We start from the raw sequence: 23,878 nt of genomic DNA on the forward strand, positions 1-23,878 counted from the left end.
ACATTTTCTCTAATCAGCAAGAAAGGTATATGGAGAGACATCCTCCATATACCTTAAGATCCTTGCCGTAGATCTCTTACACTATAATCTTACTTTTCGAAATGAGCCCATTTGTATTGAACATCACCAAGTCCAGATACGACGACACCTTTAAGTTTTGGATCTTGTACCCAAAGCTGAGTGTAGAAGTAGATTGGTGCTATAGGCATATCGTCGATGATGATTTTCTCTGCTTTTTTCAGCATTTCTTCACGCTTCGTTTTATCTGTTTCTTTCGCAGAATCATTCAACAATTGTTGATACTCTTTGTTTTCCCATCCAGTGTCGTTGTTTCCACCGTCTTTATCTTTGTAAAGCTCAAGGAAGTTCACTGGATCGTTGAAGTCACCTAACCAGCCCATACGTCCAATTTGGTAATCTCCACTGTGGATTTTGTCGATGTATACGTTCCACTCAGAGTTATCAAGTTCAACTTTCACACCTAAATCTTTTTTCCACATTTCTTGAATTGCTTGTGCAATCTTTTGGTGAGCTTCATCTGTGTTGTAAGAAAGTTTCAATGCTGGAAGATCAGAAACTGACTTATAACCTAATTCTTTCACACCTTTTTCAAGAAATTCTTTAGCAGTTGCTACATCGTGATCTTTGAAGTAGCCAGTTTTGTTATCAGTAAATCCTTCCATTGTTGGAGGAACGATTGCCATTGCTGGAACTTGTTCACCTTGCGTAATTTTGTCAACAATTGCTTGACGGTTGATTGAGTATGCAAGGGCCTTACGGATGTTTGCATTATTTAAAGGTTTTGATTCTGTGTTGAATTTGTAGTTATAAATACCAGCGATCGTTTGAATTTTAAGACCGCCATCTTTTTTCAATGTTTGTAAAGATTCTGTTGGAAGGTTTCCAGTTGGAGAACCAGCCCAGTCAAGCTCACCTTTTTTGAACATGCTAAGCTCAGTGTTTGTGTCTTTGATCATAGACATGTTAATCTTTTTCAATTTCACAGTGTCTTTATCCCAGTATTCATTGTTCTTTTCAAGCGTGATAGAACCGCCATGTTTCCATTTAGAAAGAACGAATGGTCCGTTAGATACGTAGTTTTCACCAGCATTTGTGTACCAGTTTTTATTCTTTTCAGCCACTTTTTTGTTGACTGGCATATACGTATAGAATGCAGTTAGTTCAGTAAAGAACGGTGTTGGGTTCTCTAGCTCAACTACAAGCGTTTTGTCATCTTTTGCTTTAATACCAACATCAGCAACTTTCGCTTTCCCTTTGTTCGCTGCTTCAGCACCTTTAATATAGTAAAGCTGGTAAGCATACTGAGATTCATTTTTAGGATCTAATGCCCATTTCCAAGCATATTCGAAATCTTTAGCTGTGACAGGGTCACCATTAGACCATTTTGCATCACGAAGTGTGAATGTGTATGTTTTACCATCAGCACTTGTTTTGATATCAGAAGCCATTGCATTTTCTGGCTTACCTTCAGCGTTAATTCTTGTTAATCCCTCAAAAGTCTGACGGATGACACTTCCTGAAGTTGAATCATTTGCCAATCCCGGATGTAGAGAAAAAGGCTCAGTGGAGATATTCACATTTAGTGTTGTTTTAGCCTCTCCAGAACTGCTCGTGCTGTCGCCTGATTTGTTTCCGCTGAAACCACAAGCGCTTAATACAAGTGTGAAAATAAGCATTAAAGTAACAACAGACCAACGCTTTTTCAACTGTATTCCCCCTTATAATATGTTTTAGTTCAAAGGTCTCGATAGAAGATGAGATTCAGATTTAAGAAATAGCGTAAAAAAGTCCCTAAATAGCTTACTTTCTATTTCTTTTGTTTTTTCTGAATTTTCACTATGTAAAGAGCCTAGCACAAACGTGTGAACAAATTAATTATAATGAATAGAATAATTTATTGCAATATCAATTTCATATATTTTTAAAAAACGTAAATGGGGATAAAGAGGGATTTTTATAAACTAAAGTCTCAATCACTTCAACAAATTAAAGCGGAAATTGATTAAAATAATTTAACAAATTCAGCAGGAATAATGTTTTATACATATAATTAATCATCCTTTTTTAAAAAAATCTGACAGATAGTTGGTATTTTACCTAAAATTTTAAGTGTCAAACGACATGATGAGAAGGTCACATGAGGGCTTCGTGACTTTTTCATGGTCATCCTTTATAATAGATAGACATAATGTTGCGATGAAAAAGAAGAGTACATATATTCACCATTTACAGAGAGTCTGCGGCTGGTGCGAGCAGATAATGGCATGTATGGAATGGGCTTTGGAGCAGCTAACCGAACACTTTTGAAAGTAAGTAGGCTTAGACGGAGCAGTCTCCGATATCAACGTCTTGAGTGATTTCCATGTGAAATAACAAGGGTGGTACCACGGTTCATTCGTCCCTTTTCTGTTGAAAAGTGACGGGTGGGCCTTTTTATATTGAAGAAAAGAGGTTTTAGTATGACAAAGAAGACAATTTTTTCAGGCATTCAGCCGAGTGGTTCGGTCACATTGGGGAACTATATTGGAGCGATGAAGCAATTTGTCGATTTGCAGCATGATTATCACGGCTATTTTTGTGTAGTCGACCAGCATGCGATTACGGTGAGTCAGGACAGGCTAGCCCTTCGCCAAAATATTAGAAGCTTAGCAGCTCTTTATTTAGCGGTTGGACTTGATCCAGAGAAGGCGACATTGTTTATCCAATCAGAGGTACCTGCTCACGCCCAGGCAGGATGGATGCTGCAATGTGTTGCTTATATTGGGGAATTAGAAAGAATGACCCAATTTAAGGACAAATCCGCTGGTAAGGAAGCGGTTGTTTCAGGACTATTAACGTATCCCCCATTAATGGCTGGCGATATCTTATTATATGGTACTGATTTAGTCCCTGTCGGAGAAGATCAAAAGCAGCATCTTGAATTGACTAGAACGCTTGCTGAACGTTTTAACCGCAAATACAATGACATCTTCACTGTACCTGAAGTGAAGATTCCAAAAGAAGGCGCTCGGATTATGTCTTTAGCAGATCCGGTGAAAAAGATGAGCAAATCCGATCCGAACCAAAAATCGTTCATTACTTTATTAGATGAACCAAAGCAGCTTGAAAAGAAAATCAAAAGTGCTGTGACGGATTCAGAAGGCATCGTTAAGTACGACAAAGAGAACAAGCCTGGGATTGCCAACTTGCTGACGATTTACTCTGTGTTAGGTAACATATCGATTGCAGAGCTTGAGCAAAAGTATGAGGGCAAAGGGTATGGTGAGTTTAAGGGAGATCTTGCGAACGTCGTTGTTGATGCTTTAAAACCAATTCAAGATCGATACTATGAACTCATTGAGTCAGACGAGCTTGATCGCATTCTTGACGAAGGTGCTGAAAAAGCAAACCGCGCAGCAAACAAAATGCTGAAAAAAATGGAGAATGCAATGGGTCTTGGCAGAAAGCGCAAATAAAAAAAGCTTGCAGCACATCACGCTGCAAGCTTTTTCTAATTCACCTTTGATTCGTTTTCCATTTCCCAAAGCTTTTCAAAAAACGGCTGTCCCTTAATCATTTTTTCACAAAATGCTAAATGATTCTCTGACCATCCATCAATGGTTTCATTGTAAAGCATGTTCCAAATCTCTTCGAATGACATTCGTTTGATTTGATTGTACATGCGCGGATTCCATTCCGTATACCAATACGCAATCTCCGCCCTGTTTTGAAGACCTTTTAATTGATCGAGCGCCATAAACATTAGCTGCTTCAGCTGTCTTTCTTTTCTCGTTAATCCGCTGATGTGCTGCGGCGGCAAAGACAAAATGTGATACTCCTTCGCCGACTCAAGACGGTCCTGAGAGAATTCATATTCCTCAGCCTTCACATCCTTCACCATTTCATACACCAATTGCTCCTGCCTTGGGATTAAGCGGCTTTTCCTCACAGGAATAGAATACCCAATCGTATCCACAGCAATAATTCGTATGCCGTCTGTCACCACAAAGCAATATTCTAATTTACGCCGTTCATGATTTTTTCGAATATATGATTTCTCAAAAACAGATTCTAGCAGCGTCTTCGGCAGCTCTGAAAGATCATTCTCTATGTAATCATACAAAGGACTCTGCACCTTGAGTAAAGGTACTTGATCTAACAGCTCCACACTGTCCTCCTTGCGCCACTCATGAAAATGACACACATTGTAGCCATTTTCTTCCCCTTCAAACCAATTCACCCATACGTCATGAAGAAATAACATAACCAATCCCTCACTTTATAAAAACTGTTGTCCACAGTATGGGCAAGGGATAGAGAAATTATTCCAACTTTATTAAACTTCAAGCAGAGCGAATGCTGGCATGCTTTTCTTGATGACATAAAGAAAAGAAAGGGTGTCGCAGAGTCCCTTTCATCTTGTCATAAAAATGAGGCATTACTTTAACTTTTTAGGATCAAGCGCATCTCTCAGCCCATCTCCTAAGAAATTAAAGCATAAAACGGTCAGCAATATCAGTAAACCTGGGAAGAGCGGATACCACCACGCTTGCACCATAATCGAGAAGTTTTGTGCATCTTGCAGCATGTTGCCCCAGCTCGCTGTTGGCGGCTGTATGCCAAACCCTAGATAGCTCAGTGTTGATTCGGCTAAAATGACGGAACCTACTTTTAATGTAGCTGACACAATAATAGGACCGATACAGTTCGGTAAAATATGCGAAAAGATGATGACATGGTTTTTCGTTCCAATGGTTCTTGCTGCGAGTACGAATTCTCTTGTTCGCAGTGATAAAAATTCACTGCGGATCAGTCTCGCGGTTGTGGTCCATCCGGTCAAAGCAAAGATTAAAATCAATTTATCAATGCCCGGTTTGAAAATAGTAACGAGCGTGATCAAGAGAAAAATGTCGGGAATCGACAACACGACATCCACAAATCTCATTAACAAGGAATCAACAAATCCTTTGAAATACCCCGCTACCGCTCCGACCACAGTGCCAATGGTAATCGCACCGACCACCGAAACGAAACCGACTAATAAAGAGACCCTCGCGCCATAAAGCACCCTTGAGAAAATATCGCGGCCAAACTTGTCAGTTCCCATCAAATGCTCAACACTTGGCGGCTGGAGCCGTTTTAATAAATCTTGCTGCTCTGGTGCGTAAGGGGCAATCACAGGAGCGAAAATGGCTGAAAAGATAATGACCAATAAGATCACGGAGCCGGCAACCGCCAATTTATTTTTGAAAAATTTCTCGCAAAATAAACGCAGCATCGTCTCTGGCTTTGGCGGAAGACCCTCCTTTAATTTGAGATCAACAGGAGGTGTTCCCATATTAGGCTGTGCCAATTGTGCTTCAGCTCCCTTCTAATATTCAATACGCGGATCAACGATCGCATAGAGAATATCCGCAATTAAATTTCCAACCACCACGAGCACTGCGGAAATAACAGTCATCGCCATAATGACCGGATAATCTCTCGAAAAAGCAGAATCAATGAACAGCTTTCCAAGCCCTGGCCAAGTGAAAATTTGTTCCACTACGACTGCACCACCAATAAAGGATGGAATCATCAATCCGAAAATCGTAATGACAGGCATAAGACCGTTTCTTAACCCGTGCTTGAAAATGACTTTGTTTTCTCGAAAGCCTTTCGCTCTTGCGGTACGAATGTAATCCTGCCTCATGACATCAAGCATACTCGACCTTGTGTACCGGGTGAGCCCTGCCATATCAGCGGTTGCTAAAACAAAGGCTGGTAAAATGATGTGATGAAGCCGGTCAAATACATTAAAATCGGCGTTTAAGGTAGAGACGCCGCCTGTTGGGAACCATCCTAAATTCACAGATAAAACCATTATTAGAATGAGTCCAAACCAAAAGTTCGGAATAGCCAGTCCGATAAAAGATGTAAATGTAATGCCATAGTCTAGCTTTGTATATGGACGTTTTGCCGAAAGAACACCGAATGGGATGGCGATAATCAGGGCGACTAATGTAGAAAAGATCATGAGGATGAGGGTATTTGGCAGCCGGGCAAAAATCAAATCAGCCACAGGCGTTCCCTTTTTAACAATGGAGGTGCCAAAGTCACCTTGAAGCATATTGCCAAGCCATTTCATATACTGCACATATTCAGGGTCGTTCAAGCCGTACTTATCAATAAAAGCTTCCCGGTCTGCCGCACTAATGGTTGGGTCCATCATAAGTGACATCGGATCGCCTGGTGCTGCTTTCATAATGGCGAAGGACAAAATGGTAATCCCAAATAAGATGGGAATGGAAAGCAGTGTCCTTCTAATGATATATGTAACCATATGCACAACTCCTTTTTCATCGGATCGCCATACTGTGATGAAAAAGGGCTAAAATGATCTTTCTTTTAGCCCTCTGTCTTCATTGCATCGTGATATGAGAACCCTCTCAATCTAACTGGTGCTCGGTGAATGAAAGGGTATATCTTCACGCTAAAAGGAGAGAACTTTCCTCTTCTTTCACTAGCAGCCTACTGTTCAATCCACCATTTCTCGATTTTGTAATACTCATCTTTCGGGTGGTAAGAGTAGCCTTGGAGATTAGATGGCATCGCGCGATGTGAGTTGGCATAATAAAGGAACGTATATGGCTGATCTTCTGCGATCAATTCATAAATTTTTTCATATGCCTTTGAATATTCTTTTCGATCGCTTAAGTTCTTGGCATCTACTAACAGCTTATCGACCTCTTTATTTTTATACCAGATGTTATTCAAGCCTTTTTCTGACTGGCTTGAGTGGAAGATGCTGAATTGATCAGGGAATGTGGCAAGGCTCCAGCCGAGCAGCAGCGCATCATAATCCCACTTAGGCGGTGTCGTCTGCTCAATGAGTGCACTGAATTCCACAATTTGCGGCTTCGCTTCCACACCAATTTCTTTGAGCTGCTGCTGGACAACGACAGCAATGTCTTCACGGACTTTGTTTCCTTGGTTGGTCTTTATAACAAAGGAGAATTTCTTGCCATCCTTATCAAGATAGCCATCTCCATCTGTATCCTCCCAGCCCTCTTCTTTCAGCATCTTTTTCGCTTTTTCTTGATCAAATTCAAACACTGGAACACTTTCATTTTTAGGGTAGTTCCATGACAGCGGACTTTCTGGAATGTTGGCTACTTTGCCGTCTCCATCTAACACTTGATCGACAATCGTTTGGCGATCAATGGCATGTGTCAGCGCCTGGCGGACCTTTTTACTTTTAAAGAGATCATTTTTCTGGTTCCAGCCAATGTATGAATAATTGAGCCCTAAATCAGATTCAATTTTAATGTTGCTGACTTTTTCAGCCGTTTGCAGCTCTGCTCCCGGTACAGCAAAGAAATCAATATCACCTGCTGAAAGCTGGGCAATTGCTGCGTTCTGATCAGGAATCGTTTTAATCGTGACGGTATCAAGATATGGACGTCCATCCCAATAATCGTCAAAGGCTTCTAGTTTCACGTAGTCGCCTTCTTTCCACTCGGCAAATTTAAATGGACCTGAACCAATTGGTTTTTTTCGGTTAAATTCATTTTCACCGAGATCTTTTATAGGCACATCACCTAAAATATGCTTAGGCAAAATGCCGTAGCTTCCTAGTGTGACATTATAAAAATAGGGATCTTTTTTATTGAGCTTGAATTCGATTGAGTAATCCCCTGTCTTTTTAACTGAATCTAATACTTCAAATCCTGATCCGCGCTCCCCGTTGTAGTCCTTATTGATCGGAATGCTGTATGTAAACACAACATCATCAGCTGTCAATTCTTCTCCATCATGAAACTTTACGCCTTTTTTAATGGTCACATCAAACTGCTTCCCGTCATCAGATTCTTTAATATCTTCTGCGAGTGATAACTGAGGGTTCAACTTTCCATCAGTTTGAAGTAAGAAGCTGTAAATTCTTTCTTCAATATCAGAGCTAGCCACATCTGTTGAATACAGCGAGTTAAATAATGTTGGTTCTGCAATGGAACCGATGACAAGATCTCCGCCCTGTACAGGTTTACCGGTGGATTTCTTTTCACTGTCTCCAGAGGTTTTATTTCCACTAGAGCAAGCCGCAAGCATGAGCGTGAAGATCAGCAGTAAACTAATCAATATGGATTTTCTATTTCTACCTTTCATATACAATTCCCCCTATCCTTTTTTAGAAATGACGACAGATGCCGCTTCATCCCCCCTCTCAAAGATGAATTCATCCAAGCCGATTAAGCGTCGTAGAGGTGACAGGCAACGAAGTGGTTTGGTTTTAATTCTTGAAATGCTGGTATTTTTTCTTTACAGATTTGTTTCGCATACGGGCATCTTGTATGAAATACGCACCCTTTTGGCGGATTTGCAGGACTTGGCAGATCGCCTTGAAGCATGATCCGTTCTCTTTTGATCTGACCTTTTTTACGGGTAACAGGGACAGAAGAAAGCAATGCCTGTGTATATGGGTGGAGCGGTTCATCGTACAAGCTGTGCTTATCGGCAAGCTCCATCATTTTGCCGAGATACATCACGCCGACTCGATCACTAATGTGCCTGACCACACTTAAGTCGTGAGAGATAAATAGATAGGTCAGGTCAAATTCCTCCTGAAGTTCCTCCATCAGATTAATCACCTGCGCCTGAATGGATACATCAAGTGCTGAAACCGGCTCATCTGCGATAATCATTTCAGGATTCATGGCAAGCGCACGAGCAATGCCGATTCGCTGCCTCTGCCCGCCAGAAAATTCGTGGGGATAGCGATTTGCAAAGCTTGGATGAAGGCCCACCTTTGATAAAAGCTGTTCTACTTTTTCATTTCTTTCTTTTAAGGAATATAAGTGGTGTGTTTTGTAGGGTTCTTTGATGATGCTTCGAAGTGTTTTTCTAGGGTTGAGTGATGCAAAGGGATCTTGAAAAACCATTTGGATGTTTTTTCGTGTTGATTGTCTTAGCTTTAATTCTGATACACGGGAGATATCTTGCCCTTTAAAAAGGATTTGACCGTCAGTTGGCTCATATAAACGAATCATGGTCCGGCCTAATGTTGATTTACCGCATCCTGATTCCCCCACTATCCCTAACGTTTCACCTTTATAAATCTTCAAATCTATGCCGTCAACAGCTTTGACTGCACCGACTTTCTTCTGAAAGACGCCTGCTTTAATCGGAAAATGTTTTTTGATTTGTTTCAGTTCAATTATGGTTTCTTTCTCTATTAGATCTGTTGCATGTGGTTGATTTTGAGCAAGGGTCATGTTTGGTCTGCCTCCTCATATAAGAAGCATCTGACGCTTCTGCCATTTTCAAAAGTCCTCAGTTTAGGCAGTTCACCTAGGCAGCGCTCCTTCACTTGCGGGCATCTAGGAGCAAATCGGCAGCCGGCTGGAAGCTGATCCGGTGCAGGGACATTCCCTTTTATTGCTGTTAGCGGCTGTATGTCTCCGTCAATGACAGGAATCGATTCAAGCAGCCCTTCTGTGTAAGGATGCAGCGGCTGATCAAATAATTCTTCGACGGTCCCATTTTCAACAACCTGTCCGCAGTACATGACAATGACTCGATCTGCCACTTCAGACACGACACCTAGATCATGAGTGATGAGGAGAATCGATGTACCAAATGTCGTGCATAAATCTTTCATCAATGTGAGCACCTGGGCTTGAATCGTAACATCTAGGGCAGTTGTCGGTTCATCTGCAATGAGGAGCTTCGGATCACAGCTTAGCGCAATGGCAATCATCACTCTTTGCCGCATGCCGCCTGATAAACGGTGCGGGTAATCTTTGATGATTTGTTCCGGTCTGGAAAAACCAACAAGCTTCAGCAGGTCAATCGCTTTTTTTGTCGCTTCTTTTTTTGAAAGTTTTTTGTGATAGATGAGGATTTCTGTTATTTGTTCCCCGATGGTTAGGACGGGATTAAGTGAGGTCATGGGTTCCTGAAAGATCATCGACACGTCATTACCACGAATGCTGCATAATTCCTTTTCACCATATGTAACGAGATCCTTGCCATCTAGCTTGATGGAACCGTCCATAATTTTTCCACCAGTGCCGTTAATCAAGCCCATAATGGATAAGGACGTAATGCTTTTACCAGATCCAGACTCACCGACTAATGCGACAGTTTCTCCTCTGTTGATACTGAAATCAACGCCATCTACAGCAGGTATCGCTTCTTTTTTTCTAAAAAAATAGGTTTTTAAGTTCTGCACTTCAAGCAGCGTGGTCATGTATTCGCCCCTTTCACCATCAATCAATAGAACAAAATCTAAAAATTTCATCTTTTTCGAATAAAAAGAATTATCAAAATTTATATTTGTATATTATTACATTGTTATGACGAAATCAAGAAGAATTTAGTAAATTTGTAATATGTCTCTTTTTGTGTGAATCATTCACTTTATGAGTCTATCGCCTTTAAAAAAGTTTCGGACGGCTCTGCAATCATAGACTCCTCGCTGATTCTGTGTTCGCTGAAATACTTTTTCACGATATAAAACCCAGTGGCGTAACCAAGCATTTTGGGGTAGTTCCCTTTTCCATAAAGGAGGTTCTGTATCAGTCTTTCGTCGTCCTGCACTTTTTGATCAAGATGACTGGATACCCATTTCTGATACATACGCTGAAGCTGCGTTTCGTCATAGAGAGTGGTCCATTTGGCTGTATAGCTTTCTCCGTATCTATGATACACAGCATATTCAGCGAGCCCTTCCATCATGATTGTATCAAGGAATGTAAAATCTTTTTCTTCTTTCGTGAGAAAATGCAACCTACATACATGGTGATATTCATGAGTCAGCAATGTGCCGATACGTTCTTTCGGGGTATTTGGCGACAAAAAGAGAAAGACCTTGTCGTCAAATGCCATGCCGGATTGATAATAAAATTGCTCTCTAATTTCTTTACTGCTCTCATTGACTGGCAAAATAAAGACTGGAATGTCAGGGCCTTTCCACTGCTTTTGCAGCGCCCGGTATTCTTTCATGACGAGCTGGAAGTACCCTTTTTCTTTGAGCTTGTCGATCATGTCTTTGCATGATCGAAAAGACCGAATCATGCCGTGATGTTGCAGGTGGGAGAGAATAGAGGACCATTCTTTTTCCTCCGCCCCTTTAAAATAAGGAACAAAGCGCGACGCAAGCTCCTGAAATGATGAAGATTGATGAATGAGATATTGTGTATTGACTAGACCCATACTACTAAACACCTCCATTTTCATCATATGCAAAAAAGCGGCGATCTGATTATAGATCGCCGCCTTCTTAGGAAATATTACGCTTCGTATTTTTTAAAGATAATTGTCGCATTATGTCCGCCAAAGCCAAGTGAGTTACTTAGAGCCACTTGTACTTCTTTTGAACGTGCTTCATTTGCCACATAATCAAGATCACATTCTTCATCCGGTGTTACAAGGTTAATGGTTGGAGGAATAACGCTGTCTTTAATCGCAAGCACAGAGAAAATAGCTTCTACTCCACCTGCTGCGCCAAGTAAGTGACCTGTCATCGATTTTGTCGAACTGATCGCAAGCTGATTCGCATGCTCTCCGAACACTTCTTTAATCGCCATTGTTTCAAATTTATCATTGTACGGTGTGCTTGTTCCGTGGGCATTGATATAATCAATTTCTTCCACAGACAAACCAGCATCTCGAATCGCTTCTTTCATTGCGCGTACGCCGCCTTCTCCGTTTGGAGCCGGTGCTGTAATATGATACGCATCTCCAGTTGATCCATATCCAACAATTTCTGCATAAATCGTCGCGCCACGTTTTAATGCATGCTCAAGTTCTTCAAGAACGACAATCCCTGCACCCTCACCCATCACAAATCCGTCACGGTTTTTGTCAAATGGACGGCTTGCTGTCTCTGGATCAGGATTTGTCGAAAGAGCTTTGTTCGCACAGAAGCCAGCAAACGACATTTTTGTTAACGGCGCTTCTGTTCCGCCTGTGATCATCGCATCTGCATCTCCGCGCTGAATGACTTTAAATGCATCACCAATTGAGTTTGTTCCTGTTGCACATGCTGTGACAGTACAAGAGTTAACCCCTTTTGCGCCAAGTGCAATTGAAATTTGGCCTGTTGCCATATCTGGAATCATCATTGGAACGAAGAACGGGCTTACGCGTCTTGCCCCTTTATTTGAATACACTTCAAACTGCTCTTCAAATGTTTCAAGTCCGCCAATACCAGATCCAACCCATACACCAACACGCGGTGCGATTTCATCTGTGATTTCAAGACGTGAATCTTCTAGCGCCTTTTGAGCAGCAACGACTGCATATTGTGTGAAGCGTGCCATTTTTCGTGCTTCTTTTTTCTCCATGTAATCTTCAATGTTAAAATCTTTTAATTCTGCAGCCACTTTTGCTGTATATTCACTTGAGTCGACACGTGTGATTGGTCCAACTCCTGATACACCTGCTAAAGCATTTTTCCATGTTGATTCTACATCGTTGCCAAGAGGTGTCAAAGCACCCAATCCTGTAACAACTACTCGTTTTTTATCCATTAATTTGTGCACCTCACTCTTTTATCGGCCCCATCGCATAGCGATTGCGCCCCACGTTAATCCGCCACCAAAACCTACCATTACAATCACATCGCCGTCATGAATTTTTCCGGCTTCGATTTCTTCACATAGTGAAATCGGAATGGATGCTGCTGATGTGTTTCCATATTTATGGACTGTCTTCGACATTTTTTCAACTGGCAGCTCTAGGCGTTCGCGGGCTGCTTCCATAATGCGAATATTTGCTTGATGCGGGATCAAGAAGTCAACGTCTTCTTTTGATAGTCCAGCTTTTTCGATGACGTTTACGCTTGACTCGCCCATTTGTCTTACAGCAAATTTAAATACTTCTCGTCCATTCATGATTGTATGATCTTTTTCATCTAAGTACAAGTGCTTACCGCCTCTTCCATCGGCTCCAAGCTCAAATGAGAGAATTCCTTTCCCTTCGCTGACCTCTCCTAACACAGCAGCACCTGCTCCATCTCCAAACAGAACAGCAGTATTGCGATCATCCCAGTCGGTAATGCGAGAAAGTTTTTCAACGCCAACGACGAGCACGTGCTTGAACGTACCTGATTCGATAAATTGTTTTCCAGTAACAAGCCCATACATAAAGCCAGCACACGCAGCGCTAATATCCATTGCACATGCTTTATGTGCACCGAGCTGCTCTTGAATCATACAAGCGACTGTCGGAAATGATTGATCTGGCGTGACTGTCGCCACAAGAATCATATCGATATCTTCTGCAGCTACATTTGCGTCAGCTAATGCTTTTTTTGCAGCAGCAAGCGCCATATGTGATGTATTGACATCATCAGAAGCAATTCTTCTTTCTTCTATACCTGTTCTAGTACGAATCCATTCGTCAGAAGTTTCAACCATTTTTTCTAAATCAAGATTTGTTAACACTTTTTCAGGTATATAGCGGCCAAGGCCAATAATTCCAGCATTCATTGAATAAGACTCCTTTTACTCATACGAGCATGTGATATTGTGATCTTATATTAGTATCTGGTACTAATTTTAACTTATTTTTTTCTCCTTGGCAATACAAACGTCTAACCTTTCCTCTCACTTTTTTCATAGATTATTGATATACCAATCGTAGAAAGGAGCATTTGATATGGCGCAAAAAGATATTTTTTCGGCTATGATGTTTGGACAGCCGCTTGAAAAGGAGAAAAGCAAGGAAGAAGCAAAGGAGGAACGCGTGGAGACAACTTCAAGTGAAGAGTCCATTGACTACATGCATGTCATGAACCAAATTGGGAACATTATGAACTCCATCGATGAGCTGAAGCCTGTGTTTAAAGATGTTGGCCCTATGATTAGTGCCTTCAAGAAAAAATTATCATAAAAAAAAGCCACTATTCTGTGGCTTTTTCTGATTCTGCATCTGCTTTTCCAAGCTCATATGCCTCTTGCATAACAGATGTAAACAATGATAAAAGCGGCTGAAGAGCTTCGGGCTCAAGCTGAATACCTGCTTTATCTAATTCTTCTTTTGCCTGCGGAAAATACTTCATGGCAATTTGTAAAAACTCCATCGATTTTTCGTGCTGCATCGTTGTATCCTCACTTTTCATTTGGCAGTTTGCCAGTTTTTTTGTAAGACGCAATATCACTTTCAATGTCTTTCAAAAAAGCACGGTCAATGGTGGAACTAAATTTCCCCATTTCGATCACTCCTTCTTTAAAGTCAAAGGAGTACTCACCTTGTGCATTTAGCTTGCCTTCATTAAATTTCTTCGCAATAATACTATACGCTTTATCCACATGCTGGACTGTGCTTGTTAAGACGGTATGGCTGCCGAGGTTGGATTGATCGGTGACATATCCGATCGCTGATAAATTATCGGCTTTGATTTGTTCAATGACAGGGATATTATAACCATCACCTGCTGGATATACAACATCTACGCCCTGTTTTTCCAATTTTCGATAGAGCTCCACGGCTTTGTCCGCATCATCCCAGTTTTCAACAAACTCGGCAAGCACTTGTACATGTTCATCTTGATATTTTGCACCTTTAATAAAGCCGTCTACTTCGCTTTGCCAATCATATGTAGCAAGAATACCAATCTTTTTTGATTTTGACATATGTGCTGCTGTCATGCCTCCGAAAAAGCCCATCGCTTCACCTTTAAACGTCACATTCGCAACATTATCCGCCTGAGGCTTGTTTCCATTTACCGTGATAAATTGTGTTTTCGGATAATCTTCACTAATGATGTTGAAAATTTCGCTGTATTCACTGCCATGGCCAATAATCAAATTGACTCCTTTTTTGTGAAATTCTTCAATGGCATCAACGATTTTCTCTTTGTCGACCATTCCTTCCTTATAATAAACATCTACACCAAATGTTGATTGAATATTTAATAAGCCTTTATAACCTTTCGTTCCCCAAACTTGATCATTAATTGTATCGGGGACGAGTAAACCCACCTTCTCAATCTGTCCTTTTAAAGGTGCCTGTGAGCAGGCAGATAATAGGAGAAGGAACGAAAAGATCATGACAAGCCGCTGATACTTCATGCCATGTTCAACTCCCTTTGCCACATGCAGGCATGAACCTGTATGTTAAATATAGGTTTATTTTATACTGAAAAAAGATAAGATGGAAGATCATTCTTGCTTTTTGTCGAAAAATGTTGAGTTTTGTCTTTTCCATTCTGCCATCATTTCTTCTACTTGTTTGTCATCTGTTTGTCTTTCTACCTTCAGTTCATGTGTTATTTCCTGTCTTTGTTCAGAGCCTGATGCCCATTTGAACAAATCCCTTGCTACATCTTCTACAAAAAATGCCTCATCACGCTTCGTTCTTTCTTTATCAAGTGTCCATGGTCCAAACATGCGAGGTAGAATAACAGCCGGCACATTCTGATTGGATGATTCGTCTTCGTTTTTTTCGTAAAGAACCCGGTACATACCTTGCGCCGCTTTCAGGTCTTCGTATCTTTTATCTGGTTCTTCTGATTGAATAAAGATCAGATCATACGTGTCTTTCCCATCCTGAAGGTCAATGACACGGAAAAGATCATTTCTGCCAAGCCACATCATTCGTTCTTCTAATAACCTCTTTTGCTCTTCTGTTTGCTCATGAGGGCATGTGATATCCATTTGAATGCCCTCTTTCATCATATATTCACACAGCGCTAGGCCAAAAAATTCATCTGCCCCTATGATCAGTCCTGTCTCCATGTTCATGTCCCCTTTTTTAGCTTATCGAATAAAAAGAAGAGCCCTTTCCATGAAGGGCTGTTATCATCCTATTCATCACAATTCTCTTTCATGCGATTTATAAAACTTGTGAATGGATTGAAAGATTCTTCTCGGATGATCAAACATATGCAAGGTGAGATCGATCTGACAATGCTCTGGATTCTTCATGTGCTGATCAATAAAAGGCTTTGCATGCAGTTCATATGCATAGGGTGCACCGTTTAGTCTTTGCCATATGTGAATCGGTACATGAGCAGAATGAACAGGGAAAGCTGGGAGCGGATACGTTTCCGCTTCCTTTTCAGAGCAGCCGTAGCTTTTCGCTAATTCTTTGATTAGCTGTTTATAAAAGAATTTGTGTTCCTTTTCTCTTTCCCGTTGTGCATAGAGATGCAGACATGGATTCACCATCGCAATGGATCTTAGCACTTCTGGCATCTCTTCAGCAAGGCTCATAGCAACGAGTGCACCCATCCCCTCTGCCAGCACATGAATTTCCCGGTTTAATATTTCTTGTTTTAATGTGTGATGAACGAGCTGCTTTGTACTAAAAACAGCATCTTCGCATCCCCAGTGATTCCCATGAAGATGACTATTAAACAATGTATATCCTTCATCCTTTAAGGCAGTTAAAAGCTGGTTTCTTCCATAGTGCTGAAGCCAGAATGATGTATTTTCCTGCACAAAGTGATTTCGGTCACCGAGGATAAGAATGCCAAAGCCATTTGGTTTTTGAGGAAGGTGAATGACGTTCCACTGGGAACCAAGCTGGAAAAACCGTTCGCTTACACCCATATGGCCAGCCTCCTTTCAGTGATTCTGCTTTCTATGATATGAACAACAACTCTTGTAGGAATAAGGAAATCCCCTAATGACAGAAGAATTCTTTTTATTTTTATAGAAGAAGGTCTAAAAATGGTCACATAAAGGCTAAAACAGTCTTTTCCCCTCACTCGTACCTATGGTATGATAATCAATAGATTGTTACATAAAGGACGGTGGGATTATGCATTATATTATCACCCTCATTTGGACTTTTCTGCTGACACATATGGCTGGTTACATCGTTGCTTCGATGAATGGCGCTGCTTATGACTTTACTTTGACTTCTATTCTTGCAGTGGTGTTTACGGTTATTTTATTCATCTTTGCTGAAGTAAGTCCAATGAAAGAAACGGAAAGTTCAACAAAACACTCTTAATACGTAAGAGATGAATGCGAGAAAGAGCTAAAATGATCTTGATTTTAGCTCTTTTTCTTTTTGCTTGAAAAGCGGTACGCTAAAACCCCCTGCAGCTACAGGGGGTTTTTTATTGATTACACCTCGACGGTTTCGGACTTCTGTTTGTCTTGAGTCAAATGGCTTTTCGCAAGCCCTGTAAACAGGAAGATCGCGATACCTGATAAAATTTCAAGGACCCCGCCGCCAGCAATGACAGGTCCCGCTCCAAATCTTTCTGCCAGAACGCCTGATACGACAGCTGCAAACGGGAGGAAAACATTTGATGAAGCATTGATCACCGCGTATACTTGCGGCTGATCATCTTGGTCGACAGACGTTTGAATAATGACCATTTCCGGTACATTGATCGCACTAACGGCGGCACCGAATATAAAGGAAGCTAGTAGAACGACTGGCAGCCATGTACTCATCCCTGTGATAAAGAACGCAGCTCCTTCAATCATACCAGCGACAATAAAGAACAAACCAAATCTCTTAATTTTTATCTTCGCCAGAGCAAAGCCCATCATAAACGCGCCGACTGCAGCAACACCTCTTAAAATGGAATACACCATAGAATCGCTTTGCAATGCTTCTGCTACGTATACAGCAGATAGTGCCTGCCACGGAGCTGCAGCGACATTCATTAAAATACAATACAGCGTCAGTGCAAATAAAATGTGATGATTTTTGACGACGAGAAACCCTCTTTTTAAGTTATAAAAATATGTATTCTTTGCTTGTTTTATACCTGCTGCTTTGTCTTCAGCGGTTTTCTTTAATTTAACACCGATAATAAACAGGCCGGATATGATGAATAAGGCAGTGGTGATGAGCAGGGTATCTGCAGGTCCGATTAATTTGACTAAGAGACCAGCGACCATGACTGCTGCAAGTGCGACAATTTCAAAAGAAGATTGCAGGATGGCATTTGCTTTTTGAATCAGATGCTTCGGTACAATCTGCGGTAAAATCGCCACCGAGGCTGGGTTATACGCTGCACCTGTTGCCGATTGAATAACCATTAATGAGATCAATAACCATAATGGCAATAGATGCGAAAAATGCAGTAGCGGAATAATGAGTACAATGGTTGCTCGAACGACGTCTGATGCGAACATCCATTTAGACAAATGGTGCTTTTTCATAAGAGGTCCTAGTATTGGGGCTAGCAAAGATGAAGGAAGTACGGTTACTGCTAGGAGAAGTCCTGTACCGAGCGCTCCATCCCCTCTCAAAATCAATAGCCAAAGGACGGATGTAAAAGCAAAACTTTCTCCTGTGTTTTTAATGAGTCTTGATATGAATAATGAGGTGAAGCGTTTATTCCAAACACTTTCACTGAGATTCGTCTTTTCCATCACACAAATCCTTTCAACTAGTTAATCTCACTTACATATTTTACCTTAAATTCTCTTTTATTCATACTATTTATTTGAAAATTTGAACTTAATTGTTTTTTATTATAAAGAAAAAAGAGGCATGACACATGCCTCTAAAGACTTATTCCAGCCGACTCTTAGTCAATTGCTTATGGCTTTCTCTGATAGGTCCAAACACGGTTATGGTTCGAGTTATCCGGAAAGACGTCGCCTGCTTGAAGCTTAATCTTTAAAGGATCTTTCACCATACTGCCGGTTTCACCGATCTCGACATACACACCATTATTTGGTGCTTTATTCCCTGATTTAAACTGATGCTGCTGACCCATTTCCATCCTCCTTTCTCGATGATGTTATTATGTCCCGTGACTTGCCTCTCCAATCCTTTATGCAAAAAGTCCCTGCTCCTACGAGTCAGGGATGCTTTTCATTTATTTGGTTTGTTGATACATGAGCTCTTTGATTAATGCTTTTTGTACATGCAGGCGGTTTTCTGCCTGCTGAAATACTTTTGAGTGCGGTCCATCAATAATGTCTGCTGTCACTTCTTCTCCGCGGTGTGCTGGGAGACAATGAAGGAAAATATAATCTTTTGCTGCATGACGCATTAGTTCATCATTGACTTGATATTCTTTAAATTCAGCAAGGCGTTTCTCTGTTTCTGCTTCCTGCCCCATGCTTGTAAACACATCGGAATAAATGACATCTGCATTTTGGACAGCAGCGACAGGGTCTGTCGTAACGATGACTTCTGCGCCTGATTGTTTTGCAAATTCACGTGCTGTGTCTGTTACTTCTTGAAGTGGTTCATAGCCTTTTGGTGATGCAACTGCAATATCACAGCCTAGCTGCGCACAGCCAACCATCAAGGAGTGAGCCACGTTATTTCCGTCACCGATGTAGGCGACTTTGATTCCTTTTAATGTTCCTTTTGCTTCTTTTATCGTCAATAAATCAGCAAGTGCCTGGCATGGATGGGAGTAGTCAGTCAGTCCATTGATGACAGGAATGGACGCGTATTGTGCCAGCTCCTCGACCTTCTCATGTTCAAAGGTTCGAATCATAATGCCGTCTACATAGCCAGACAGCACCTGCGCTGTATCACTGATCGTTTCTCCTCTGCCGATTTGCAAATCATTTGAGCTGAGGAAGAGCGCATGTCCCCCCAGCTGCGTCATTCCCGCTTCAAACGATACACGGGTTCTAGTTGACGATTTTTCAAAGATCATCGCTAACGTTTTCCCTTTGAATAAATCTTGGTATGGGTTTTGTTTCATTTCTTCCGCTTTTTCAATTAAATAAGCAATGTCATTGATTGAGAAATCTTTTAATGATAAAAAGTCTTTTCCGTATAATGTCGGTTGCACGTCAACTTGACTCATGCCGTCACTTCCTTTTTGTATAATTCTTGGAGCGATACTGGTGATACATCTCCATTTTTTCCTTGTAGGAATGCTTGAACTGTTTCATATTCGGTTAGAACTTGGACGCCGTGTGTGAGTGCTTTTACACGTTGCTCTTTTGCCTCTTCATCCTCGCCTAAATGGATATGAAGGGATTTATCTTCGTTTTGCAGCCAAGTGTCGAAGCTGTCCGTCCAGACGTCAAAGCCTGCATGTTTTGCTTCATCTACCAATTGTTCACTGCCTTTTATAAAGAGGCTACCTTTCTGATGCCAGATCGATGCAAACACTTTTTTCAAGGCGCTTTCGGCGTTTTTGCCTACACACATTCCTTCTCCTGTCGCTTTCATTTCAGGTGTCAGCTTTAAGTCAATATCTTGAATGGCATGTGATGAGAAGACTGGGAATTTGACCGCTGTTCCCCCTTTGTTTTTCGTTACTGGGTTCAGTTCTTCAAGCGTTGCACCCGCTAGTAATTGAGTCGCAAGCGGAATCATGTCAATGCCCATCACCTTGCTGACAACTGGAACGGTCCGGCTCGCCCGCGGATTCACCTCTAGTACAAGCGCCTGATCCCCTTTGATCACAAATTGGATATTCATAATGCCCTTAAACGCTAATTTCTTCGCTATTTGTTCGGACGCAATATGCACCTGCTGTTTGATGTCCTCGCTGATGGAGACACTTGGTAAGATGGCAAAGCTGTCACCTGAATGGACGCCTGCTTTCTCAATATGCTCCACGATCGTTGGGATGAAGGTCGTTTTTCCGTCAGAAATCAGATCCACTTCAACTTCTTTTCCAGTGACATATTCATCAATTAAAATTGGATACGGCAAATGATCTGGCTGATCAAGTAGTGACGTCAAATGCGCTTCTGACTGGACAACAATCATGCCCATTCCGCCAATGACATACGATGGGCGAATTAACACAGGGTAACCGATGCTGTTAGCATGCATGAGCGCTTCTTCTTTTGAATGAGCTGTATTTCCTTTTGCATGAGGTAGGTTCAGTTCATCAAGAAGCTGATAGAACAGATCACGATCTTCCAGCGCATCTAGCGTGTCAAAGGATGTACCTAACAACGTAATGCCCGCTTTTTCTAAGCCTTCTGCTACATTGATGGCAGTCTGTCCGCCAAATTGAACGATGACGAAATCAATTTGCTCTGCTTCCACAACGTTTAAGATGTGCTCTAATGTAATGGGCTCAAAATATAAACGATCTGCGATTTCATAATCCGTACTGACCGTCTCTGGATTGTTGTTCATCATGATCGTTTCAAAGCCAAGCTTTTGCAGGGTAAGAACGCCATGCACCGCACTATAGTCAAACTCGACTCCTTGCCCAATTCGAATTGGACCAGAGCCAATGATGAGTGCACGCTGTTTTGTTTTCTCTTGATGCTCTCCATCACTTTTGCCAAAGTATGTGGAATAGAAGTAGTTCGTTTTTGCATCAAATTCCGCTGCACATGTGTCGACAATCTTAAATGAAGCCGTAATGCCATATTCTTGACGAAGCTGTCTAATCGCCTCTTCACTATTGCCTGTTAGAAGAGCAATCGTTTCATCAAGGAAGCCCTTTTCCTTTACCTTTTTCAAGGTGTCTTTGGAGAGCGTTCCTTCATGGTTCTTCAATTCCTGTTCGAGCGTGATCATATTGTTGAATACATGTAAGAAGAATAGATCGATTTTCGTCGCTTGATGGATCGCTTCAACCGTTTCCTGTCTTGAAAGAAGTTCCATGACAGCAAAGAAACGTCGATCGTCTGGTGTTTTGACAAGCTCAAATAGTTGTTCAGTCGATTGGTCTTTCAATTCTGGCAGGTGGAAACCCTTTGTTTTGATTTCAAGAGAGGCGACCGCTTTTTGGATGGCTGACTCTAAATTACGGTCAATCGCCATGACTTCGCCAGTCGCCTTCATTTTTGTACCTAATTGCCGATCTGCCTGTTTAAATTTATCAAACGGCCAGCGCGGGAATTTCACGACGACATAATCGAGTGCCGGCTCAAAACTAGCATAAGTTGTGCCTGTGAGCGGGTTTTTCAGTTCGTCTAGTGTATAGCCTACCGCAAGCTTTGCTGCCATTTTAGCAATCGGATAGCCCGTTGCTTTTGAGGCAAGAGCAGATGAACGACTAACCCGCGGATTCACCTCAATGACAAAGTATTCTTTACTGAGTGGATCAAGGGCAAATTGGATGTTGCATCCCCCGACTACATCGAGTGCTGAAATGATTTTCAGGCTTGCTGAACGAAGCATTTGATAATCCTGGTCTGTTAATGTTTGCGAAGGTGCAACGACAATCGAATCTCCTGTATGCACACCAACTGGATCGATATTTTCCATATTACAAACCGTAATACACGTATTTTGACGGTCTCTCATGACTTCATATTCGACTTCTTTAAAGCCCGCAATGCTTTTTTCAACTAAACACTGATGAATCGGGCTCGCTAAAAGGGCTCCTTCAATAAGCGGTTTAAACGCTTCTTCTGTTAAAGCAATTCCGCCGCCCTTTCCGCCAAGTGTGTATGCTGGTCTTAGGATGACTGGGAAACCTACTTCCTTTGCAAATTGAAGGGCATCCTTTGCATTATCCACAATTTCACTATCTGGCACAGGTTCGTTCAACTGCTTCATGAGAGCACGGAATTTCTCTCGATCTTCACCGTTTTCAATTGTTTCAACTGACGTTCCGAGCAGGGTTACCCCGTGCTTTTTCAGCACACCGGCTTTTTCGAGCTCGACAGCAAGGTTTAAAGCGGTCTGTCCGCCAAGGTTGGCTAAAAGACCATCTGGTTTTTCCTTTTCGATGATTCTTGTCACTGAATCAACTGAAAGCGGTTCAAAATAGATTTCATCAGCAAATGATTCGTCTGTCATAATGGTTGCTGGGTTGTTATTCACTAAAATGACTTTGTAGCCCTCTTCTTTTAGGGCCATACATCCTTGTGTTCCTGAGTAATCAAATTCAGCTGCCTGACCAATGATGATTGGACCAGACCCGATGACTAGAATGGTTTGTATGCTTTGATCTTTAGGCATGTGCAACTTCTCTCCTTGCTTGTTTCACTTTCTCAATAAAATCATCGAATACCCATTCACTTTCAGCAGGACCTGGGTGTGCTTCTGGATGAAATTGAACTGACATAATGAGCTTCTCTTTATGAATGAATCCTTCGACAGATCCATCATTAACATGAAGGAATTTCACGTCCACTTCTTTGTCATTCATGCTTTTTTCATTCACCACATAGCTGTGATTCTGACTTGTCATGAAAACACGTTTGGATTCTGTATCTTGTACAGGGTGATTCGCCCCGCGGTGGCCAAATGGAAGCTTATACGTATCCCCGCCAAGTGCAAGAGCGATTAATTGATGACCTAAGCAGATTCCAAGTGTCGGGAAGGTCATCATGATGTCATGAATGGTTTTTAAATATGGCTTCATTGTTTTGGGATCTCCAGGTCCATTCGATAGCAGGACCGCATCTGGCTTAATCTCAAACACCTTTTCCAGATGTTTGAACGGAATGACGGTTACTTTACAGCCGCGCGCTTCAAGCGAATCTGCTATTGATTTTTTAAAGCCAAAATCAATAAGCGCTACATGTTCCTCGCCGCTGCCTTGAGTGTAGATTTCATCGTCTGTCACCTGTGCGATCACATTGTCTTGTTTCATGGCCGGCGGTGTTTCGTTTTCGTCTACACTGATCACAGCGTTCATCGTCCCATTTGCCCGGATGTTTTGCACGACTGCACGTGTATCGGTATGAGTCAGAAGCGGAATGTTCCACTTCTGTAAATAATCTTTTAAGCTAACCGCTGCAAGATGGTGAGAGAAATGATCCGCTGCTTCATACACAACGACAGCTTTCACTTGTGGTTTTTTGCTCTCAAAGTCTTCATGATTAATGCCATAATTTCCGATGAGTGGATATGTGAAAACAATGATTTGTCCCTTATAGGAAGGGTCTGTGAGCACCTCTTGGTAACCTGTCATCCCTGTAAAGAAAACCACTTCACCTGTCATGCCAGCTTCTCCTGTCAGTTCTCCTTCAAAAGAGGCTCCATCTTCTAAATTTAAATAACCTTTCATGCTTGTGTCACCCCAAAT

At 41.6% G+C, this 23,878-nt stretch carries 22 protein-coding genes and 1 other annotated feature; of the genes, 3 read left to right on the plus strand and 19 right to left on the minus strand.

Features of this window, described 5'->3' with window-relative positions; translation table 11 throughout:
* Positions 1 to 89: 89 nt before the first annotated feature.
* The gene (locus tag MHH40_RS04835; protein WP_050945285.1) at positions 90 to 1,727 is read right to left on the minus strand and encodes a peptide ABC transporter substrate-binding protein; all 1,638 of its coding nucleotides are present in this window, start codon (positions 1,725 to 1,727) and stop codon (positions 90 to 92) included.
* Between the two features lie 481 nt (positions 1,728 to 2,208).
* Positions 2,209 to 2,427: a binding site (T-box leader), on the plus strand.
* A 53-nt stretch (positions 2,428 to 2,480) separates the two neighbouring features.
* On the opposite strand from MHH40_RS04835, the gene trpS reads away from it, so the two are divergent.
* Positions 2,481 to 3,476, plus strand: a complete 996-nt coding sequence (gene trpS, locus MHH40_RS04840; RefSeq protein WP_003212181.1) for a tryptophan--tRNA ligase — start codon at positions 2,481 to 2,483, stop codon at positions 3,474 to 3,476.
* Between the two features lie 35 nt (positions 3,477 to 3,511).
* Here the strand turns inward: trpS and MHH40_RS04845 are convergent, their stop codons facing one another.
* From MHH40_RS04845 to MHH40_RS04885, 9 genes are all read right to left on the minus strand, one after another.
* Entirely contained in the window at positions 3,512 to 4,264 is a 753-nt protein-coding gene (locus tag MHH40_RS04845; protein ID WP_050945290.1) for a YjbA family protein, read from the minus strand.
* Positions 4,265 to 4,438: 174 nt separating this feature from the next.
* Entirely contained in the window at positions 4,439 to 5,338 is a 900-nt protein-coding gene (opp4C, locus tag MHH40_RS04850) for an oligopeptide ABC transporter permease (RefSeq protein ID WP_003212337.1), read from the minus strand.
* A 33-nt stretch (positions 5,339 to 5,371) separates the two neighbouring features.
* Positions 5,372 to 6,322, minus strand: a complete 951-nt coding sequence (locus MHH40_RS04855) for an ABC transporter permease (RefSeq protein WP_050945293.1) — start codon at positions 6,320 to 6,322, stop codon at positions 5,372 to 5,374.
* Positions 6,323 to 6,510: 188 nt separating this feature from the next.
* Positions 6,511 to 8,145: a peptide-binding protein gene (locus MHH40_RS04860; RefSeq protein WP_050945295.1), complete on the minus strand. Its 1,635-nt coding sequence runs from the start codon at positions 8,143 to 8,145 to the stop codon at positions 6,511 to 6,513.
* A gap of 83 nt (positions 8,146 to 8,228) precedes the next feature.
* Positions 8,229 to 9,251: an ABC transporter ATP-binding protein gene (locus MHH40_RS04865; RefSeq protein ID WP_340900697.1), complete on the minus strand. Its 1,023-nt coding sequence runs from the start codon at positions 9,249 to 9,251 to the stop codon at positions 8,229 to 8,231.
* Complete coding sequence (locus MHH40_RS04870; protein ID WP_212046073.1) at positions 9,248 to 10,228, minus strand: ABC transporter ATP-binding protein; 981 nt, start codon at positions 10,226 to 10,228, stop codon at positions 9,248 to 9,250. Before MHH40_RS04870 ends, MHH40_RS04865 begins: the two co-directional genes overlap by 4 nt.
* Positions 10,229 to 10,398: 170 nt before the next feature.
* Positions 10,399 to 11,193, minus strand: coding sequence for a DUF2268 domain-containing protein (locus tag MHH40_RS04875; protein WP_050945299.1), 795 nt, complete (start codon positions 11,191 to 11,193; stop codon positions 10,399 to 10,401).
* A 77-nt stretch (positions 11,194 to 11,270) separates the two neighbouring features.
* A complete protein-coding gene (gene fabF / locus MHH40_RS04880) occupies positions 11,271 to 12,512 on the minus strand; it encodes a beta-ketoacyl-ACP synthase II (RefSeq protein ID WP_003211631.1) in 1,242 nt (413 codons plus the stop codon).
* A gap of 21 nt (positions 12,513 to 12,533) precedes the next feature.
* Entirely contained in the window at positions 12,534 to 13,472 is a 939-nt protein-coding gene (locus MHH40_RS04885) for a beta-ketoacyl-ACP synthase III (protein ID WP_003212296.1), read from the minus strand.
* 169 nt (positions 13,473 to 13,641) lie between these two features.
* On the opposite strand from MHH40_RS04885, the gene MHH40_RS04890 reads away from it, so the two are divergent.
* Complete coding sequence (locus MHH40_RS04890; RefSeq protein WP_212046074.1) at positions 13,642 to 13,875, plus strand: hypothetical protein; 234 nt, start codon at positions 13,642 to 13,644, stop codon at positions 13,873 to 13,875.
* Between the two features lie 10 nt (positions 13,876 to 13,885).
* Here MHH40_RS04890 and MHH40_RS04895 read toward each other — a convergent pair whose 3' ends face one another.
* The 4 genes from MHH40_RS04895 to MHH40_RS04910 form a co-directional block, all read right to left on the minus strand.
* A complete protein-coding gene (locus MHH40_RS04895) occupies positions 13,886 to 14,083 on the minus strand; it encodes a ComZ family protein (RefSeq protein WP_003211983.1) in 198 nt (65 codons plus the stop codon).
* A gap of 10 nt (positions 14,084 to 14,093) precedes the next feature.
* Positions 14,094 to 15,056 carry a BMP family ABC transporter substrate-binding protein gene (locus MHH40_RS04900; protein ID WP_050945301.1) on the minus strand — a complete coding sequence of 321 codons (963 nt, stop codon included), beginning with the start codon at positions 15,054 to 15,056 and terminating at the stop codon, positions 14,094 to 14,096.
* A 90-nt stretch (positions 15,057 to 15,146) separates the two neighbouring features.
* A complete protein-coding gene (locus MHH40_RS04905; protein WP_268458875.1) occupies positions 15,147 to 15,722 on the minus strand; it encodes a nad binding enzyme in 576 nt (191 codons plus the stop codon).
* A gap of 75 nt (positions 15,723 to 15,797) precedes the next feature.
* The gene (locus MHH40_RS04910) at positions 15,798 to 16,538 is read right to left on the minus strand and encodes a hypothetical protein (RefSeq protein ID WP_050945303.1); all 741 of its coding nucleotides are present in this window, start codon (positions 16,536 to 16,538) and stop codon (positions 15,798 to 15,800) included.
* Between the two features lie 211 nt (positions 16,539 to 16,749).
* On the opposite strand from MHH40_RS04910, the gene MHH40_RS04915 reads away from it, so the two are divergent.
* A complete protein-coding gene (locus MHH40_RS04915) occupies positions 16,750 to 16,944 on the plus strand; it encodes a YjzD family protein (protein WP_003211779.1) in 195 nt (64 codons plus the stop codon).
* 116 nt (positions 16,945 to 17,060) lie between these two features.
* Here the strand turns inward: MHH40_RS04915 and MHH40_RS04920 are convergent, their stop codons facing one another.
* The 5 genes from MHH40_RS04920 to MHH40_RS04940 form a co-directional block, all read right to left on the minus strand.
* A complete protein-coding gene (locus tag MHH40_RS04920; protein WP_253622731.1) occupies positions 17,061 to 18,326 on the minus strand; it encodes an MFS transporter in 1,266 nt (421 codons plus the stop codon).
* Positions 18,327 to 18,496: 170 nt separating this feature from the next.
* Complete coding sequence (locus tag MHH40_RS04925; protein ID WP_003211282.1) at positions 18,497 to 18,676, minus strand: YjzC family protein; 180 nt, start codon at positions 18,674 to 18,676, stop codon at positions 18,497 to 18,499.
* Between the two features lie 102 nt (positions 18,677 to 18,778).
* Positions 18,779 to 19,729 (minus strand): ornithine carbamoyltransferase, encoded by a 951-nt coding sequence (gene argF, locus MHH40_RS04930; RefSeq protein ID WP_050945307.1) that lies wholly within the window; start codon positions 19,727 to 19,729, stop codon positions 18,779 to 18,781.
* On the minus strand, positions 19,726 to 22,806 hold the full coding sequence (locus tag MHH40_RS04935) for a carbamoyl phosphate synthase large subunit (protein ID WP_340900701.1): 3,081 nt from the start codon (positions 22,804 to 22,806) through the stop codon (positions 19,726 to 19,728). Before MHH40_RS04935 ends, argF begins: the two co-directional genes overlap by 4 nt.
* Positions 22,799 to 23,860, minus strand: coding sequence for a carbamoyl phosphate synthase small subunit (locus tag MHH40_RS04940; protein WP_340900702.1), 1,062 nt, complete (start codon positions 23,858 to 23,860; stop codon positions 22,799 to 22,801). Before MHH40_RS04940 ends, MHH40_RS04935 begins: the two co-directional genes overlap by 8 nt.
* Positions 23,861 to 23,878: the final 18 nt, after the last annotated feature.

The sequence above is a fragment of the Bacillus sp. FSL K6-2431 genome, assembly GCF_038005165.1.
Classification (GTDB): Bacteria; Bacillota; Bacilli; order Bacillales; family Bacillaceae; genus Bacillus; species Bacillus pumilus.